Origin of the sequence: Salinibacterium sp. NG253 (genome assembly GCF_015864945.1) — a bacterium.
Lineage (GTDB): Bacteria > Actinomycetota > Actinomycetes > Actinomycetales > Microbacteriaceae > Rhodoglobus.
Map to the genome: position 1 here is coordinate 498,957 of NZ_JADYWF010000001.1, position 15,889 is coordinate 514,845.

Annotated in this window: 14 protein-coding genes; 4 read left to right on the forward strand and 10 right to left on the reverse strand. The window is 60.4% G+C overall.

Annotated elements, in window-relative coordinates; genetic code table 11:
* Positions 1-5 precede the first annotated feature (5 nt).
* Positions 6-1,106 carry a molecular chaperone DnaJ gene (dnaJ, locus tag I6E52_RS02395; RefSeq protein ID WP_197154582.1) on the reverse strand — a complete coding sequence of 367 codons (1,101 nt, stop codon included), beginning with the start codon at positions 1,104-1,106 and terminating at the stop codon, positions 6-8.
* Between the two features lie 23 nt (positions 1,107-1,129).
* Entirely contained in the window at positions 1,130-2,152 is a 1,023-nt protein-coding gene (gene hrcA / locus I6E52_RS02400; protein WP_197124369.1) for a heat-inducible transcriptional repressor HrcA, read from the reverse strand.
* A gap of 211 nt (positions 2,153-2,363) precedes the next feature.
* Here hrcA and I6E52_RS02405 point away from each other — a divergent pair, with 211 nt between their 5' ends.
* On the forward strand, positions 2,364-2,732 hold the full coding sequence (locus I6E52_RS02405; protein WP_197154585.1) for a DUF4870 domain-containing protein: 369 nt from the start codon (positions 2,364-2,366) through the stop codon (positions 2,730-2,732).
* Between the two features lie 125 nt (positions 2,733-2,857).
* Complete coding sequence (locus I6E52_RS02410) at positions 2,858-3,232, forward strand: DUF4870 domain-containing protein (protein ID WP_231601738.1); 375 nt, start codon at positions 2,858-2,860, stop codon at positions 3,230-3,232.
* A 31-nt stretch (positions 3,233-3,263) separates the two neighbouring features.
* On the opposite strand, the gene hemW is transcribed toward I6E52_RS02410, so the two are convergent.
* The gene (gene hemW, locus I6E52_RS02415) at positions 3,264-4,514 is read right to left on the reverse strand and encodes a radical SAM family heme chaperone HemW (protein WP_197154587.1); all 1,251 of its coding nucleotides are present in this window, start codon (positions 4,512-4,514) and stop codon (positions 3,264-3,266) included.
* 104 nt (positions 4,515-4,618) lie between these two features.
* On the opposite strand from hemW, the gene I6E52_RS02420 reads away from it, so the two are divergent.
* A complete protein-coding gene (locus I6E52_RS02420) occupies positions 4,619-5,290 on the forward strand; it encodes an HAD family hydrolase (RefSeq protein WP_231601871.1) in 672 nt (223 codons plus the stop codon).
* A gap of 50 nt (positions 5,291-5,340) precedes the next feature.
* On the opposite strand, the gene I6E52_RS02425 is transcribed toward I6E52_RS02420, so the two are convergent.
* The 3 genes from I6E52_RS02425 to I6E52_RS02435 all read right to left on the reverse strand — a co-directional run bounded on the left by I6E52_RS02425 (position 5,341) and on the right by I6E52_RS02435 (position 8,348).
* Complete coding sequence (locus tag I6E52_RS02425) at positions 5,341-5,979, reverse strand: DUF1990 family protein (protein WP_197154591.1); 639 nt, start codon at positions 5,977-5,979, stop codon at positions 5,341-5,343.
* A gap of 4 nt (positions 5,980-5,983) precedes the next feature.
* A complete protein-coding gene (gene lepA, locus I6E52_RS02430) occupies positions 5,984-7,852 on the reverse strand; it encodes a translation elongation factor 4 (RefSeq protein WP_197154593.1) in 1,869 nt (622 codons plus the stop codon).
* A gap of 100 nt (positions 7,853-7,952) precedes the next feature.
* Positions 7,953-8,348: a DUF4190 domain-containing protein gene (locus I6E52_RS02435; protein WP_197154595.1), complete on the reverse strand. Its 396-nt coding sequence runs from the start codon at positions 8,346-8,348 to the stop codon at positions 7,953-7,955.
* 412 nt (positions 8,349-8,760) lie between these two features.
* Here I6E52_RS02435 and rpsT point away from each other — a divergent pair, with 412 nt between their 5' ends.
* A complete protein-coding gene (gene rpsT / locus I6E52_RS02440; RefSeq protein WP_197124355.1) occupies positions 8,761-9,021 on the forward strand; it encodes a 30S ribosomal protein S20 in 261 nt (86 codons plus the stop codon).
* A 96-nt stretch (positions 9,022-9,117) separates the two neighbouring features.
* Here rpsT and holA read toward each other — a convergent pair whose 3' ends face one another.
* The 4 genes from holA to leuS form a co-directional block, all read right to left on the reverse strand.
* Entirely contained in the window at positions 9,118-10,146 is a 1,029-nt protein-coding gene (gene holA, locus I6E52_RS02445; RefSeq protein WP_307842329.1) for a DNA polymerase III subunit delta, read from the reverse strand.
* Positions 10,147-10,177: 31 nt separating this feature from the next.
* The gene (locus tag I6E52_RS02450; protein WP_197154599.1) at positions 10,178-12,559 is read right to left on the reverse strand and encodes a ComEC/Rec2 family competence protein; all 2,382 of its coding nucleotides are present in this window, start codon (positions 12,557-12,559) and stop codon (positions 10,178-10,180) included.
* The gene (locus I6E52_RS02455) at positions 12,556-13,152 is read right to left on the reverse strand and encodes a ComEA family DNA-binding protein (protein ID WP_307842330.1); all 597 of its coding nucleotides are present in this window, start codon (positions 13,150-13,152) and stop codon (positions 12,556-12,558) included. The genes I6E52_RS02450 and I6E52_RS02455 overlap by 4 nt, the downstream gene beginning before the upstream one ends.
* Before the next feature lie 61 nt (positions 13,153-13,213).
* Entirely contained in the window at positions 13,214-15,820 is a 2,607-nt protein-coding gene (leuS, locus tag I6E52_RS02460; protein WP_197154628.1) for a leucine--tRNA ligase, read from the reverse strand.
* Between the last annotated feature and the right edge of the window lie 69 nt (positions 15,821-15,889).

Sequence of the window (15,889 nt, forward strand, 5' to 3'; positions counted from 1 at the left end):
GCGGCCTAGAGGAACCGGTCGCGGAGCTTTGCAAACAAGCCCTGCTGGAACTCAGCAAAGTGCGGTTGCTTGCTCTTGCGTACGGCAGCCAGCTGCTTGAACAAGGTCTGCTCGGCGCCGCTGAGCTTGGTCGGAGTGACCACTTGGATGCCCAGTCGCAAGTCACCACGGCCACCACCGCGAAGGGCCGTGATTCCACGATCCCTGACGGTAAGAACTTCGCCGCTCTGTGTTCCCGGCTTGATCTGCACCTCAACTTCACCGTCAAGCCCGTCAAGCATGACCGTGGTGCCCATGATCGCATCGATCATCTGCACCTCAACGGTCGCGAGCAAGTCGTCGTCAGAGCGGCTGAAAATGTCGTGATGGCGAACCTTGATCTCCAAGAACAAGTCACCGTGCGGTCCACCAGCGGGGCCAACTTCGCCTTGACCGGGCATCTGCAAACGTAGACCCGTCTCAACACCGGCGGGAATATCGACCGAGATCGTGCGCTGAGCCCGAACGCGGCCCTGGCCTGCACACGTCGCGCACGGGTTCACAATGATGTTTCCGTAGCCGCGGCACGTGCCACAGGGGCTTGACGTCATGACGTTGCCGAGAAGGCTGCGCACCTGACGCTGGATCTGGCCGCTGCCCTGACAAATATCACAACGAATTGGCGATGTTCCGGGAGCCGTGCAGCTGCCCTCACACGTTTCGCAGAGCTCAGCAGTGTTGACCTCGATGTCGCGCGTGACGCCGAACATCGTGTCTTTCAGGCTCACCTCAACGCGGAGTAGCGCATCCTGGCCACGCTCACGGCGCGAACGAGGACCAGCGGTTTGGCCGCCACCCCCGCCACCAAAGAATGTTTCGAAAATGTCGCCGAACCCGAAGTTGGCTCCGCCGAATCCACCACCGCTGCCACCCATGTCGTACTGCTGGCGCTGCTGCGGATCGCTCAACACGTCATACGCGTGAGTTACCGACTTGAAGCGTTCCGACGCATCCGCGCTCGGATTCACGTCGGGGTGCAGCTCGCGAGCGAGCCGGCGGTATGCCTTCTTGATTTCTTCCGGTGTCGCTTCGCGCGCAACGCCGAGGGCTTCGTAGTGATCTGCCAAAGTTCCGATTGCTCCTTACGAGCTCAGTTGTCTTCCAAAAGTCGTGACAGGTACCGCGCTACCGCGCGAACCGCTGCCATGTTGTTCGAATAGTCCATGCGTGTTGGGCCAAGCACTCCCAGCCGCGAAAGTCCGCCGCCGGAGGAGGAATACCCTCCTGTGACGACCGATGTCTCTTCTAATCCAAATTCTGCGTTCTCTCGCCCGATGCGAGTAGAAACGGATCCATTTGCTACTTCCATCTCCCCAAAGAGGCGCAACAACGTTACTTGCTCTTCTATTGCCTCGAGTACAGGAAAAATGCTGCCGGTAAAGTCTTGCTCGGTTCGTGCAAGATTTGCTGTGCCAGCCAAAACGAGCTTGTCGGCACGGTTAGCCAACACCTGTTCCACCAAACTCGAGGTCACTAAAGCGACAAAAGGCCGACGTTCAACAGGAAAAACCTCAACGAAACTGGCAAGTCGCTCAGCAGCCTCGGGCAATGACTGCCCGTTGAGAGCCGAGTTGAGTTTCGCCCGCAATTCGCCCAAGAACACATCATCGAGCGCCTCTGGGAGATCAATAAGTCGCTGCTCTACCCGACCAGCGTCGGTGATAAACACCGTCATGATCCGCGTCGCTGTGAGCGGAACTAGCTCCACATGGCGCACCCTGGCCGTTGCCAGCGATGGGTACTGCACGAGTGCGACACTGTTGGTGAGCTGCGACAGCAGGCGAACTGACCGCGCGAGCACGTCATCCAGATCGTCGGCTTGGCCGAGGAACGACTCGATTGCTTGACGCTGCGCACTCGTAAGAGGTCGCAAGTCAGCCAGTTGGTCGACAAACATGCGGTAGCCCTTATCGGTGGGCACACGCCCCGACGAGGTATGCGGCGCCGTAATAAGTTCTTCGTCTTCGAGCAAAACCATGTCGTTGCGAATCGTCGCGGCTGACACTCCAAAAGAATGACGTTCAACGATCGATTTAGAACCGACAGGCTCGCGCGTAGCAACGTAGTCCTGCACGATGACTCGAAGCACGTCAAGTCCGCGGGCGGAAACCATGCCACCACCCACCTTTCCTGATTGGCACTCAATCCGTTCGACTGCCAATCTTACTCGACACACCGCGACACACCCGTTGCACCGCGCGAGTCATACCGCTAGCGTGTCTTTGTACTTGAGCGCTACCTTTTTGTGGAAATGCTCAGGTGTGACACCGAGCACTTTGATGAAACCCGGGAAGTTCCCTCGTTCACCTGAAAGGCACGAACACATGACTGACGCAAATCCGCAGCCCGCAGCACCCCAGCCGGCCGCACAACTGACCGCTACCGAGGACAACCAGTGGGCATCATTCGCTCACTTGGGCGGAATCATCGGCTTCCTTCCCTCGCTGATCATCTGGTTGGTCTTCAAGGACCGCGGTGCTTTCACTAACACCGAAGCCAAAGAAGCACTGAACTTCCAGATCACGATGGCAATCGCCTACATCATCTCGAACATCCTCACGGTTGTAGTTATCGGTGCAATCTTGCTCCCGATCGTCTTCATCGTGTCGGTAGTCTTCTCGATCATCGGCTTCACCAAGGCGAAGGACGGCACGAACTACCGTTACCCCTTCGCACTGCGCCTCATCAAGTAGGGTCTTCTTCGCAGTAATGACCCACATCGGCTAGACCGAACGGGTTTCGCCCCGAGAGCTTCGGCTCTCGGGGCTTTCTTGTTTTCTGATGCACGCTTTGAGCCAATGCAGGGTTTAATGGAGTCATGTCAGATTCCACACCACCACCCACCTCGCCGTACGCACCGATCCAACCGATGAGTCCGAGCGACGAGAAGCTCTGGTCGACGCTCATCCACATCGGCGGAATCTTCTTCAGCTTCATTCCCGCTCTTATCGGGTACCTCGTGCTCAAGGACCGCGGACCGTTCGTGCGTGCTCACACTCGCACCGCACTTAACTTCCAGATCACGATGGCGATCGCTTACGCGATCGGTGTCGTCCTCACCACGATCTTCATCGGCCTCTTCTTGATGATCGGTGTCGGCATCGTGATCATCATCTTCAGCATCATCGCCGCCGTCGCCGCCAACAAGGGCGAGGCCTACAAGTACCCGCTCACCATCGAGTTCATCAAGTAACTCCACGGTACCGACCTCACACGGTTTCGCTCTAGATAGGGGCGTCTGCTAGCAATCGCCGCACTACGGCATCCGCTAGCAGGCGCCCCTTGAGCGTGAGATTGATGGTTCCGCCGATCGCGGCCCGGGCATCCACGAGTTCATCCGCGATGAGGCCGGCAACCGCCGTGCGGCCGTCTGCATCGAGCGTCGCAGTGCTCAGACCGTTCCGAACGCGCGCCCGCAAGAGCACGTGCTCAAGATATTTGCTCGAGTCAGCGAGTGTTTCCCGCCCCGCGCCAGGTGAATGACCCGCCGCGATGCGATCCGCATACGCCGCCGGATGCTTGACATTCCACCAGCGCACACCACCAACGTGGCTGTGGGCTCCGGGGCCAACACCCCACCAGTCATTGCCTAACCAGTAACCGAGGTTGTGACGGCTTGCGTGACTGATCTCGGGATTCTCGTCGCGCTTGGCCCAGTTGCTGACCTCGTACCAGTCGTAACCTGCCGCAGCGAGCTTCGCGTCAGCCAGCTCGTACATGTCGGCCTGCAGGTCATCGTCGACCGGGGCAACATCCCCACGCTTGATCTGCGCGGCCAGCTTCGTACCGGTCTCGATAATGAGCGCGTAGGCAGAAATGTGGTCGGGATTCTGAGCAATCGCATAGTCAAGCGAGCGCTCCCAATCGGCCAGTGACTCCCCCGGTGTTCCATAAATGAGGTCGAGGCTGACATCCAAACCAACATCGCGCGCCCACTCGACAACGAACGGCACGCGCTCGGGATCGTGGGTGCGTTCTAGCGTGGCCAACACATGGGGCACCGCGGACTGCATGCCGAACGACACTCGCGTAAAGCCAGCCTCTTTGAGCGCGAGAAGGTAATCGCGGTCAACAGAGTCGGGATTTGCCTCTGTCGTGACTTCAACATCCGGCATAAAGCCCCACGTATCGCGTGCGGCGGCGAGCATGCGAGTCAGATCAGACACGGGCAGCAAGGTTGGGGTACCGCCGCCGAAGAAGACTGTGGAAGCCTTGCGCGGTGCAACGCCCGCTTGGGTGAGAACCGCGGATGCCTGCTCGATTTCAGCGATCGCTTCGGTCGCGTAGTCAGAGCGCTTCGCCCCGCGCAATTCTTCACCCGTATACGTGTTGAAGTCGCAGTACCCGCAACGAACCCGGCAGAACGGCACGTGAATGTACACGCTCCAATCCCGGTTCGCAGAGTTAACCGCGACACTCGCGGGCAGCGCTCCGTCGAGAGGAGCAGGATCAGCAATTGGCAACGCACCTGGCACGAACTAATCCCCTTAACAAACGGTGAAGAAAGCGTGCCAGAACTATGACGAGCGGGCACACGTCAATTGTGTCACCTCGGACATGGGAGCATGGATGCGTGACTATGCACATCCTGTGGGACATCGACGGAACGCTCATCCACAATTCGACAGACGGCGCTGCGGTGTACCTCGACGCATTCACCCGTGTCACTGGTGGCGCGCCACAGAAGCTCATTACGAATCCCCACGGCAAGACCGAAGGACAGATCCTCACCGACCTGCTCGTGCTCAACGGGCATCCTGCCGCTCTGCTCGAGGATGTCCTCGCCGAGCTCGACATTCGCACTCAAGCGCTGCACGACAACGGCTATGTGCGCTCCGCGGTTGCCGGAGGGCAACACGCCCTTGTCGCCGCTACCGACCGCCGCTGGACAAACGCGCTGCTCACCGGCAACGGACTTCAGCATTCTCGCGTCAAACTCGTCGCGGCGGGCTACGCAGCCGAAGACTTCAACTGGAAGAACTCGTTCTTCGGTGATCGGTCACCCGACCGCCACCACCTCACGTCCCTCGTGGCGACCGTGCTCGGAGACCAGCCCAGCGTGATCGTCGGAGACACCCCGAATGATGGCCTCGCCGCCGATTCGGCGAAGATCCCGTTTATTGCGGTAGCGACCGGCGCCTACAGCGTCGCTGACCTGCGCGAAACCAGTGCGCTCGTTGTGGTCGAGAACCTTGAGATCGGCCTCGACGATGTGCTCGAGGCAATCGACCGGCTAGCGACGCGCGGCTAACAGCGCGCGAGGCAGCGTTGCGCGCTAATCGTGCGCGTAGGCAACGAGAGCTACTCTGCAGGCTCGATGGGAGCAGCGCCACCGTGCTCACCCGGCAGGCTCGCGGGAATTGCTCCAGCGAGAGCGCGCAGGTAGCGGCTCACCACGAGGTACTGAAAGATCCGCAAAGCGGGCGAGAGCAACATCCACTTGAATGATGCCGGCCGCGAGAATGATCGCACCGTCATCCACACCGAGTTGTCGTCACGGCGTTCGATCATGAACGACTCTTCGCCGCGCAGCGGATGCCCCTCGAGCGTTCCGTAAGCGAAGCCGGCAACCGTGGGGTCATCAACGACATACACAACACGCACTGGTTCGTGCGCCGTGTAGCGGCCGCGGCCCACCGACAGCACGATCGTGTCGCCGGGGCGCACGAAAGGATGATCTGCGCTATCGGCAGAAAGGTCCTGCAGTTCGCCATGCGGATCGCGGGGCAACAAAGTGACACCGAAACCGCTGCGACGCTTCACACCCCAGGTAAGAATCTGCTCGCGAGCAAAAGCCCAACGCTGTTCACCATGCCCAATGCGGGCACTTCGCTGCACGCGGCGGAAACCTGCGGGAGGAAGCACCGTGAAAGTGCTGCCGCGCGTAGCACCGACCGCCCCGTACGTGACGGGAGCATTGGGGTAGGTGCGGGCATCCATAGGCCTACTTCTTCTCTTTCCCGGCTTCGACTTCACCGGAAAGCGCAGCAATAAAGGCGGACTGCGGAACTTCGACACGACCGACCATCTTCATGCGCTTCTTGCCCTCCTTCTGCTTCTCAAGGAGTTTACGCTTGCGGCTGATGTCACCGCCGTAGCACTTAGCAAGAACGTCTTTACGCATGGCACGGATCGACTCGCGAGCAATAATGCGCGCACCAATCGCGGCCTGGATGGGCACCTCAAACTGCTGGCGCGGAATCAGATTCTTCAAGCGCTCCGTCATGAGCACACCGTAGGCGTAGGCCTTGTCGCGGTGCACGATCGCACTGAACGCGTCAACGGCTTCGCCCTGAAGAAGAATGTCGACCTTCACCAGGTCAGCTTCTTGGTCGCCACTGGGCTCGTAGTCGAGGCTTGCGTAGCCCTGAGTGCGGCTCTTGAGGTGGTCGAAGAAGTCGAACACAATCTCACCAAGCGGTATTGTGTAGTGCAGCTCAACACGGTCGGTTCCGACGTATTCCATACCCTGCATGGTGCCTCGACGCGACTGGCAGAGCTCCATCACGGTTCCGACGAAGTCTTTCGGCGTCAGAATGGATGCCTTCACCATCGGCTCAGAAACACTGGCGATCTTGCCGCCCGGGAACTCGCTCGGGTTCGTGACCGTCGTGAACTTCTTGTCGTCGCCCATCACTTCGTAGATAACCGACGGAGCCGTCGCGATCATGTCGAGATTGAACTCGCGCTCGAGACGCTCGCGCACAATCTCCAAGTGCAGCAGGCCGAGGAACCCACAACGGAAACCAAAGCCAAGCGCAACGGACGTTTCTGGTTCGTACACCAGCGCAGCATCCGAAAGCTTCAACTTATCGAGAGCTTCACGCAGCACCGGATAATCGGAACCATCGATCGGGTAGAGACCAGAGAACACCATCGGCTTCGGTTCTGAATACCCCTGAAGCGGCACACTCGATGGCTTCGCGAAGTTGGTGACCGTGTCGCCAACCTTGCTGAGGCGCACATCTTTCACGCCCGTGATGAGGTAACCCACCTCTCCAACACCAAGGCCCTTAGTGGGCGTTGGCTCGGGCGCACTCACGCCAATTTCGAGCAACTCGTGAGCCGACTTAGTCGACATCATCATGACCTTCTCGCGCGGCGAGAGCTTGCCATCGATCATGCGGACGTACGTGATTACACCGCGGTAGGCGTCGTAGACGGAGTCGAAAATCATGGCGCGGGCCGGAGCATCCGCGTCTCCCACCGGTGCGGGGATGAGTCGTGTTGCCTCATCGAGCAGCTCGGGGACGCCGACGCCGGTCTTGCCGGAGACGCGAAGCACAGAGGCCGGATCGCAACCGATGAGGCCAGCGATTTCTTCGGCATACTTGTCGGGATCGGCAGCGGGCAGGTCGATCTTGTTCAGCACGGGAATGATCGTGAGATCGTTCTCCATCGCTAAATACAGGTTGGCGAGCGTCTGGGCCTCAATGCCCTGCGCAGCGTCTACCAAAAGAATTGCGCCCTCACACGCCGCCAAGGAACGTGACACCTCATAGGTGAAGTCAACGTGGCCGGGTGTGTCGATCATGTTGAGCGCGTAGGACTGTTCCTTACCGTTTTCATCGGTAAGCGCCCACGGCATGCGCACCGCTTGGCTCTTGATTGTGATGCCGCGCTCACGCTCGATATCCATACGGTCGAGGTACTGCGCCCGCATATCGCGGTCGCTAACAACCCCCGTGACCGACAGCATGCGGTCAGCGAGGGTGGACTTGCCATGATCGATATGCGCAATGATGCAAAAGTTGCGGATAAACGCAGGATCGGTCGAAGCAGGCTCAAGTGTGTAAGAGGCGCGAGGAGACATCCGCCCAATTCTCCCATGAAGCCGACGATCCTGCGCGCACCCACCGTTGCGACAGGCCAAAGCCCGCACCGTTAGCGGTGCGGGCTGGACTACAAGACGCCTAAAACGCAGCGCCGAGAAGGATAAAGGGCAAAGAAAACAGGGCGCCAGCAACCACGATGAAAACCCAGCCGAACGTTGCGACGCACGCTAAGACGATGCCCCAGATAGCGAAACCGCGGCCTGCTGGTTCATCCCGCAGCCCAAATACGCCAAGAATGACGGCCGCCAAGGGCACAACAACTGTCTGGGCAAAAATCAACGACGCGATACCCAAGCTGAGAGCGAGAATACTCATTGTGCGAGCACTCGACTTCGCAGGAGCAGCGGATGTTGCGGGCTGCGGTTCCGCCGGACCCAGCTGGGAGTCCCCAGCGGCGCCATCGCGCTCGGATTCGGATTCGGATTCGGATTCGGGAAGAACGATTGTGGACGAAGAAGCGGTTGAAGAAGTCATGCCTCAACGGTAGAAAAACTGCAACGGTGCGGGTAGCGGGGTAACCCCCGAAATGCTGGGTGGGACGACCAGATGCTCTACGGCAACCCACCTGCGCCATTTAGGCGTGGCATAAAACGGGAAGCACTCAAGGTCAGTACTCTGGGAGAAGCCAACGGGGACATCGCGCAGCGGCGTCCCGCAATTGCCGAAGCTTTACCGAGAAGTCCGAACTAACCCCGTTTGTTCGGCGCTGGGGTCGTGCAATCGTTCCGCAATTGCCATAGCTCCACTGCGCTGGTAATGTTGCCTGTTGGCTTATGCATAAGGTTCTTCGTCGAACAGTATGCGCATCGCGGCCGGGAATCAGAACGTCGATTCTCTTCCACGGCCGCCCACCATCTCTGATCCACAAACAAGAAAGCACATACACGTGGCAAATATTAAGTCGCAGATCAAGCGCATCGGTACCAACAAGAAGGCACAAGACCGCAACCGCCAGGTCAAGAGCCAGATCAAGACCGCTATCCGCGCAACGCGCGCAGCGATCAAGGCTGGCGACAAAGACGCCGCTCTCGCGAACCTGAAGGTCGCTTCCAAGTCGCTCGACAAGGCAGCTGGCAAGGGCGTAGTTCACAAGAACCAGGCAGCCAACCGCAAGTCGGCAATGGCCAAGCAGGTCGCAGCACTCTAAATACCTCGCTCGACTTAACGTCGAACACACAGAAGCCCCCAACCGTTCGCGGTCGGGGGCTTTTGTCGTTGGGCGTTGAGAGCTGCCGGAAGCAGGTCAGTGATTGCCTCGTGCGGCGACCACAGAAATCATGCGTTCGAGAGCAAAGACAGGATCACGCCCGAGGCCCTTAACTTGGGCATCGGTATCCGCGATCGCCTCAATGGCTGAACCGAGCCCGGCATCACTCCAGCCGCGCAAATCTTTCATCGCACGATCGGCCTGCCAGGGTGCCATGCCGAACATCTTCGCGGCTTGCCCGGACGACATCGAGCCGCCCGAAAGCTTTGCCATAGTGCGCAGTTTCGAGGCGAACGCCGCCACAATTGGCACCGGGTCGGCGCCCGAAGCGAGCGCATGGCGCAAAAGCACAAGAGCCTCACCAGATCGACCGGCGATCGCGGAATCCGCTACCTTGAACGCACTCGTTTCGACTCGACCCGAGTAGTACCTGGCGACAGTGGCTTCGTTGATCTCGTCAGCATCATCGGCGAGCAGCTGTTGGCAGGCTGCCGCAAGTTCAGCCAAGTCAGCAGAAAAAGCAGAGACGAGCGTTCGCAGCGCCCCGGGGGTGACCCGCCGACGCTGTGCCGCGAACTCTGCGGAGGCAAAGTCGTACTTTTCGGCATCCTTCTTCATCTCGAGGCACGTGATCTCGATTCCACCGCCCTTGCCTGCCCGGATGGCGTCGAGCAGTTTCTTGCCGCGGACTCCCCCCGCATGACGCAGCACAAGATAGGTGTCGTCTGCCGGGGCCTCAAGGTAGGACAGGGTTTCGGTGATGAATGCGTCAGTGCATTTCTCGACGTTCGTCACTCGAATCAGCCGGGGCTCGCTGAACAGAGAAGGGCTGGCAAGACTGATGAGTTCGCCAGGACCGTAATGGTCTGCTTCAAGGTCGTTGACCTCGAGACTGGGATCTTCGACCTTCAAGGTGTCGCGCAGCATGCGGATAGCACGGTCGGCCAAAAAGCCTTCGGTGCCGCTGACGAGAATGATCGGCGCGGGACGCACCTTGTTCCACGCCAACTGCGGGATCGCGACTTTAGATTTCGCCGGCGATCGGGCGGGGGTTCTGGCGGCCACAACACTCCTCAATTTGAACTGCGATCCCAGCCTAGTGCCGGGCACCCACATCGTTCTCCGACCACACAGAAACCACACCGGGCTGCACCGTTGAAGAGACCAACACCAAGCCGTCTTCGTCACTGCGGGCTACTGCCGTGCCAGCGTCATCGAGCATGGCGAGCGCATCGGCCGTCGGATGCCCATAACCGTTATCCGCTCCGACACCAATGAGTCCGAGAGTGGCTTTCAGCTCGAGATAGAGGGCCGGATACTGGTCGCCGGAACCATGATGGCTTACTTTCGCGACATCCACTTGTGTGAACGCGTGAGCGGAAGCGAGGCGCGACTGAGCGCTTTCGCCGAGGTCGCCAAGGAACACCGCGCTGAGACATTGCTGGAGACAGTCGGAGCGTGGAGCGAACTCGACAACCACGCTCGCATCGTTGCCAGGGTCTATCCCCGAAAGCACTGCTGCAGGCCACAGGATGCTCCACTGCAGTTCGCCAAGCTGGCCCCGATCTCCCGCACTGACTTCAACCACGCGTGCCCCGGACGCCGCGAGTGTGCTGAGCAATTGCTCGTCGTCCACTGAGCTGACCGGACCAACGATGGCGGTGCCTACCTTGCCCACCACTGCCTCGGTTCCGCCAACATGGTCGTGGTCGAAATGGGTCAATACCAACAGATCGATGTGGTCAATCGAGAGGCGATCGAGACAGTTTTTGAGCAGTTCTGGCTCGGCACCGGTGTCGATGAGGGCAGTTTTGCCCGCGCTACGAACGACTACGGCGTCTCCTTGCCCGACGTCGCATTGGGCGAATTGCCAGTCGCTCGGCCACGTGAGCGCCGTGCTCACGGCGCTCCCTACGACAACGGCAATTGCGAGGGCACCGGCGATGAGCAGCGAGGTCACCGCGTGCGCCCGCCACGCTCCAGTGGTCATGAGAGCGGTCAGGAGGAGCATCGTGAGTACGCTGAGGGTCACGACCCCCACCCAGCCCTCCCACCACGGTATGCGCGCCCACGGGGCCTCGGCGAAGAATTCAGCTACCGCGGCAACCCACGCGGAGGGAATCCACGCGATCCACATGAGGCCAAACCCGAGCGCCGGGATCACCGAGAGCGCCACACACGCCGCGAGCCCCACGACAGTAGCGATGGGAGCGGCGGGCGCCGCCATTACGTTCGCGAGCACTCCATAGGTCGGCAAAGAGGGCTGCAAGAGCAGGAGCACGGGCTGGCAGGCGAGCTGAGCCGCCAAGGGCACGGCAACGACGAGTGACAGCCAGCGGGGCATCCAACGTGCGAGAAATTGCGCAAGCGGTTCCGCAAACAGCAGTAGCCCAGCGGTAGCGAACACGGAGAGCACGAAGGCGAAGTTGCGCGAAAGCCACGGGTCGAACACGAGGAGTGCGATTGTAGCGAGGGAAAGAACGGCCATCCCTCGGATCGGCCTGCCGCTGCCCAGCGCAATCAGCACGAATGTTGCCATCAGCGCTGCACGCAGCACGCTCGGATCGGGCGTGACAACGATCACAAACGCGAGCAACACGAGTATCGACAGAGCAATCCGCAGTGCGCGTTGCACTCCAGCACGCCCGCCGAGCGCCATGATCAATCCGACCACGATCGCGCAGTTTGCCCCAGAGACGGCCGTGAGGTGGCTCAGTGAGCTTGTCTTCATCGCGGCATCCAAATCATCGCTGACGGCGCTGGTGTCGCCGATCGCGAGGCCACCCAAGAGTTCGCCACCGCCACCCGGAAGTTGGGTCGTTGCAGCGGCAAACGTGCGGCGCAGCTGGTTTGCCCAATCGAACTGCCAGTTCGGAGCTGCGCGCCACTCTGGAGCATCCGAAGCGAAGAGAAGCACCGCGCGCCCGTCGCCCGGTTCGGTGTTGGCGAGAGTGCCGGTGACGGTGAAAGTGACACCGATCCCCCACGGCACGTTGTCGCCGGCGGACTCTGAAACCTCACGGCCATCTGGCACGTCAGCCGCTGTCGTTTCGCTCGCGCCGAAACCACCCCGTTCGCTGAAAATGAGTGCAGGAGAATCGAGCTCTACGATTTCGCCATCACTCTCCAACTGGGTGATGTTCGCTTGAAAGAACTCTGCATCGTCAAGCACCGCGCTCGTCGTCACTGCTGTCGCGGTGACGGTCGAATGTTGTGCAGCGATCTCCGCGAGCACCGCTGGTTGTCGATTCTCGGCCTGAAACGCGACCGATGTTGAACACAGAGCCGCGAGGGCGCATCCCAGCGCGAGGCTGGGTAACAGTCGTCGCTCGGTCACGAGCGCAGCCGCCGCACACACCCCAGCTCCGAGCCATAGGGCAATTGATACGTGAACAGACCACGCTGGGACCGCGATCAAGAAGACCGCCACGATCCACGCGGCGGCAACCGGCAGGCTCAACCGCAGATCGAGAGTCATACCGTGACCAAGTCGCGCAATCCGTCAAAGGTCGCGTCGCCAATTCCAGCAACGTTGCGCAAATCATCGATGCTCGTGAAGCGTCCGTTTGCGTCACGCCAGGCCAGAATGCGTGCCGCCATCGCGGGGCCGATGCGGGGCAGTGTATCGAGCGCTGCGGCATCCGCGGTGTTCAGATTCACCCGGCCATCCGATTCCGTGGCCCCGGCTGCGTCGTCGCCGTCGCCGGCGGCGGGCACGGCGAATTGTTCGCCATCCGTCAGCAGCCGCGCAAGATTGAGTTGATCGCGATTGGCATCGTCCGTGAATCCCCCAGCCGCCGCAATCGCGTCGATAACCCGCGCTCCCTCCGCTAGTTCGAAGAGACCGGGGCGAGCTACAGCACCCGTGACGTGCACGAAGAGAGACGGAGCCTCAATCGCAAAACTGTCGCCTCCATCACCAACCTCGCCCCGTGCGATCTCGAGGGCCGTCGGACTATCGGTGAGAGCCGTTGCCAACACCGCACCTCCCAGCGCGACGAGCACCACAACGATGACGGCGCCAACGCGCACTCGCAGCCGTGCTTTGCGAGCCTGCTCAAACTCTTCCACCCCCAAAAACTAAACGCGCCCCGATTAATCGGGACTCGCTTAGCGGTAAGTGTGGAGCTTCTTAGCCTTCGGTGGGCTGTTGACGAGTCGCGATGTTCACGATCTTCGGAGCACGCACGATGACCTTGACGATCTCGCGGTCACCGACGGTGCGCTTGACCGCGTCGGATGCCATGGCGAGGGCTTCGAGGTCGGCACCATCGATCTTGGGCGAGACTTCGAGGCGGTCACGAACCTTGCCATCAACCTGAACGACGGCCGTAACAGAGTCCTCAACGAGGAGCGACGGGTCGGCCTTACGCCAGCCGGCAAGAGCGACGGTGGGCTCGTAGCCGAGCTTCTCCCACATCTCTTCTGCCGTGTGCGGAGCGAACAGGCTCAAGGCGATCGTGATGACTTCAGCAGCTTCACGAACCGCAGCGTCGCCGCCGCCAGCGCCGGTGTCGATCGTCTTGCGCGTCACGTTGACGAGGTCCATGATGCGAGCGACGAGCACGTTGAACTTCAGCGACTCGGCGAGGCCTGGGCCATCGGCGAGGAAGCGGTGGGTGGCGCGACGAAGCGTGGTGTCGCCTGTCTTCCACTCGATCTCGGGGGCACTCGTGACATCCCGCACCACACGGAACGCGCGAGCCAGGAACTTGTGGGATGCAGCGGGCGACACATCTTCCCAGTTGATGTTTTCCTCGGGCGGGCCAGCGAAGGCCAGCGTCAAACGAAGCGCATCGGCACCGTGCTCGGCGATTTCGCCCGAGAACGTGACAGCCTTGCGGCTGCGCTTCGACATTTTCTTGCCCTCAGAGAGCACCATGCCCTGGTTCAGCAGCGCGCTGAAGGGCTCGGTGAAGCTGACGTAGCCGAGGTCGAACAGCACCTTGGTGATGAAGCGCGAGTAGAGCAAGTGCAGGATCGCGTGCTCGACGCCACCGACATACTGGTCGACCGGAGCCCACTTTTCTGCTTCTGCCGGGTCGAATGCCTGCTCAGAGTCGTTCGGCGACAGGAACCGCAAGAAGTACCACGAGCTGTCGACAAACGTGTCCATCGTGTCAGCGTCGCGAAGGGCAGGGCTGCCATCGCGCGGGTCTTCAACGTTGATCCAGTCTTCGGCAGCCGCGAGAGGCGACTTGCCCTTCGGCTTCAGGTCGAGACCCTCCGTCGACGGCAGTTCAACAGGCAGCTGGTCGAAGGGAACCGGAATCAGCTCGCCATCCGAACCGTGAATGATCGGGATGGGGGTTCCCCAGAAACGCTGGCGACTGATCAGCCAGTCGCGCAGTCGGTACGTCTTCGCGGCACGACCGGTGCCAGCAGCCTCAAGCTGCTCCACGATCTTCTTGATTGCATTGTTCTTGCTCAGACCATCGAGAGGGCCTGAGTTGATCATGCGGCCATCGCCCTGCAGCGACTTGCCCGTCTCGCGCGGGTTCAACGGCGGCAGGTCATCCGGGAGGATAGCCATGCCGTTTTCGTCGAGCTCGAGAACAGGAATCAGGCCAGTGATCGGCGCATTCGTGTCGAGCACAACGCGCACGGGCAGGTCGAACTTGATCGCAAACTCAAGGTCGCGCTGGTCGTGGGCAGGAACAGCCATGACCGCGCCGTGACCGTAATCAGCCAGAACATAGTCGGCAGCCCAGATCGGGATGCGCTCGCCCGTGACCGGGTTGATGGCAAAGCGGTCGAGAGGGATGCCAGTCTTTTCGCGACCGGCATCCTTGCGCTCGATCTCGGTCTGCTTCTGGGTCTGTTCGAGGTAGCTAGCGAATGATGCCTTCACATCGTCGCTGGCGTTCTCCACGAGTTCAGCAGCCAAGTCACCGTCAGGGGCGACGACCAAGAAGGTCACACCGTAGAGGGTGTCGGGGCGCGTGGTGAAGACCGTAACCTTGCCGTCACGACCTTCGATCTCGAAGTCGACATCCGCACCGACCGAGCGGCCAATCCAGTTGCGCTGCATCGTGAGCACCTTTGACGGCCAGGCGCCCTCAAGCTGGTTGAGGTCGTCGAGCAGACGGTCGGCGTAGTCGGTGATCTTCAAATACCACTGCGTGAGCTTCTTCTTGACAACCACAGCGCCGGAACGCTCAGACGTGCCGTCGGCCAGAACCTGCTCGTTTGCGAGAACAGTCTGATCTACCGGGTCCCAGTTGACCCAAGAATCCTTGCGGTACGCGAGGCCCTTTTCGTACATCTTGAGGAACAACCACTGGTTCCACTTGTAGTACTCGGGGTCGCTCGTGTGCAGAACGCGATCCCAGTCAAAGGAAACGCCATAGAGCTTCATGCTCTTCTTCTGCTGATCGATGTTGTCGTACGTCCAGCCACGAGGGTCAATGCCGCGCTCGATGGCAGCATTCTCGGCGGGCAGACCAAAGGAGTCCCAGCCGATGGGGTGCAGAACGTTGAAACCACGCTGACGCCAGTAGCGTGCCGCGATATCACCAAAGGCATACGCCTCGGCATGACCCATGTGCAGGTCGCCCGAGGGGTACGGGAACATGTCAAGAATGTACTTGCGCGGACGCTTGTCTTCCGGGTCGCTCGTCGCGAACGGCTTAAGCTCTTCCCACTTGGCTTGCCACTTGGCGTGGATGGCGGCTACATCGTAGTCCGAGGAACCATCGCGGTCGTCGTGTGCACCAGCAAAGTTGGGCTGCTCAGTCACGTAAACACTCTCAATTCGTTACAGGGAAGATCTAAGATTACCCAACTCACGGCCGCGCTCGAGGGGGCC

Coding starts and splice junctions, on each gene's coding strand:
- hrcA (WP_197124369.1), bottom strand. CDS start 2,152: ATGGTTTCCGCCCGCGGACTTGACGTGCTTCGAGTCATCGTGCAGGAC.
- I6E52_RS02405 (WP_197154585.1), top strand. CDS start 2,364: ATGACTGACGCAAATCCGCAGCCCGCAGCACCCCAGCCGGCCGCACAA.
- I6E52_RS02410 (WP_231601738.1), top strand. CDS start 2,858: ATGTCAGATTCCACACCACCACCCACCTCGCCGTACGCACCGATCCAA.
- I6E52_RS02420 (WP_231601871.1), top strand. CDS start 4,619: ATGCACATCCTGTGGGACATCGACGGAACGCTCATCCACAATTCGACA.
- I6E52_RS02425 (WP_197154591.1), bottom strand. CDS start 5,979: ATGGATGCCCGCACCTACCCCAATGCTCCCGTCACGTACGGGGCGGTC.
- lepA (WP_197154593.1), bottom strand. CDS start 7,852: ATGTCTCCTCGCGCCTCTTACACACTTGAGCCTGCTTCGACCGATCCT.
- I6E52_RS02435 (WP_197154595.1), bottom strand. CDS start 8,348: ATGACTTCTTCAACCGCTTCTTCGTCCACAATCGTTCTTCCCGAATCC.
- I6E52_RS02450 (WP_197154599.1), bottom strand. CDS start 12,559: ATGACTCTCGATCTGCGGTTGAGCCTGCCGGTTGCCGCCGCGTGGATC.